The organism is Burkholderia sp. LMG 13014, assembly GCF_905232215.1.
In the GTDB taxonomy this organism is placed as follows: Bacteria; Pseudomonadota; Gammaproteobacteria; order Burkholderiales; family Burkholderiaceae; genus Burkholderia.
Genome location: NZ_CAJNKE010000789.1, coordinates 1 through 2269 on the forward strand (window position 1 = coordinate 1; position 2269 = coordinate 2269).

Here is a 2269-nt window from a genome sequence, read left to right on the forward strand (position 1 = left end):
ACTTCCGACGCCGGCACCCATTCCTCGACGATACCGCCCGATGCCGCTTCGGGCGCCGATGCGGCCGATGCGGCCGACGCCGCGCCCGTGTCGGCCTCGGATGCACGCTCCACCCGCTGCGTCTTGACCGGCGCGGGCGCCTTCTTCGCCTCGGGCGGGAACCACGTGTCGAACAGGTCCGTCACGCGCTCGCGCAGCGACGCGAACCAGCCCGGCGACGGCTCGGTATCGAATTTCGCCTTGGTATCGACGATCCGGGCGCGCTGCGCGCGCTGGAAGAAATCGCCGACGATCGGCAGCGCACTATGCGCGCCCTGCCCCCAATAATCGCTGCGCAACGTCACGCGGCCGTCGTCGAAACCGACCCACGCACCGGCAACGAGGCCCGGCTGCATCAGGATGAACCAGCCGTCTGCGTTGTCCTGCGTCGTGCCCGTCTTGCCGGCCACGTCGCCGCGGATCCCGAAGCGCGTGCGGATGCTGCCGCCCGTGCCGCGCGTCACGACATCGCGCATCACGCTGAGCAGCGTCTTGTCGGTTTCCGTGTCGAGCGCGCGCTCGGGCGGCGCCGGCGCGTACTCGGCAAGCACGTCGCCCTGGCGGTTCTCGATGCGCGTGACCATCTGCGGCTCGACATACAGCCCGCCGTTCGCAATCGTCGCGTACGACGCGACCATCTCCTTCAGCGTGACGGGGCTCGTGCCGAGCGCGAGCGACGGCACGCGTTCGAGCGGGCTTTCGCGCACGCCCATGTCGCGCGCGAGCCTGGCCACGGCAGCCGGACCGACCTTCTCCATCACCTGCGCGGTGATCCGGTTGCGCGACAGCGCGACCGCGTCGCGCAGCGTCATCGGCTTGCCGGTCGGCGGCACGTCGTCGTTCGGCCGCCAGATCTCGCCGCCCTTCAACGGGATCTCGACAGGCTGGTCGATGAACGTGTCGTCCGGCTTCATCCCGTTCGCGAACGCGACGCCATAGACGAACGGCTTGAACGTCGAGCCCGGCTGGCGCCGCGCCTGCGCGACGTGGTCGAACGGTTCGTTGGTGAAGTCGCGGCTGCCGACCCACGCGCGGATCTGCCCGTCGCGCGGATCGATCGCGAGGAAGCCGGCCTGCACGTCGGTCTTGGTCTTGCACAGCGCGCGCATGAAGCCGCGGTCGGCCGCGAGCAGCTTCATCGCGGTCGCGTCGTCCTTGCCGGCGTCCTGCGCGGCCTTGTACTCGGGCGACTCGCGCATGAAGGTGCGGAACACCTCGTTGTCGGTGCCGCAGCCGTCGCGGCCGCTCCATGCGTTGTTTGCGATGCCCTGCAGCTGGTTGCCCTGCAGCGTGAGCGCCTGGGTCGCCATCTGCTGCAGCCGCGAGTCGATCGTGGTGCGCACGATCAACCCGTCCGCGTAGATGTTGTAGTCGTTGCGGTCGGCCCACGCGATCAGCCATTTGCGCAGCTGCTGCGCGAAATGCGGCGCGGGCCCCGGCGGCTCCTTCTGCCGCTCGAAGTCGATGCGCAACGGCCGGCGCTGCAGCTGCGCGAATTGCGCCGGCGTCAGTTTGCCGTATTTCACCATCTGGCCCAGCACCGTATTGCGCCGCTGCAGCGCGCGCTCGGGATTCAGCACCGGGTTGTAGTAGCTGTTGCCCTTCAGCATCCCGACGAGCGTCGCGCTGTCGAGCACGTCCAGCTCGTCGGCCGACTTGTCGAAATAGGTGCGCGCAGCCATCTCGACGCCGTACGCGTTGTACAGGAACGGTACCGTGTTCAGGTAGGTCTCGAGTATCTGGTCCTTGCTGTAGACGGCCTCGATCTTCAGCGCGGTGATCGCCTCCTTCACCTTGCGCGTGAGCGTCGGCGCGCGGCCGATTTCGTCCGGATACAGGTTGCGCGCGAGCTGCTGCGTGATCGTCGAGCCGCCCTGGCGGCTGCCCGAGAACGTATGGAGCGCGGCCGACGCCGTGCGCTTCCAGTCGAGGCCGTGGTGCTCGTAGAAGCGGTGATCCTCGGTCGCGATCAGCGCGTCGACCATGTGCGGCGAGATTTGCTTGAGCGGCACCCACTCGCGGTTCGACGGCTTGAATTCGGCCAGCAGCTTGCCGTCGGCGGACAGCACCTGCGCGGGCTGGTCGACGCGTGCCTTGCGGATGTCGCCGATGCCCGGCGTGAACGGGATCAGCACGACCACGTACACCACGAACAGCGCGGGCACGGCGGCGCCCGCGAGCAGCACGCCGCGACGCGTCGGATGACGGACATGGTGCCACGCGGTGGCGG

At 68.8% G+C, this 2269-nt stretch carries 1 protein-coding gene; it reads right to left on the reverse strand.

The genetic code is table 11. The features are described 5' to 3' along the window. Window positions 1-2269, reverse strand: a 2269-nt coding sequence (locus tag JYJ84_RS34620; protein ID WP_240201948.1) for a penicillin-binding protein 1A, incomplete at both ends; no start/stop codon positions are given.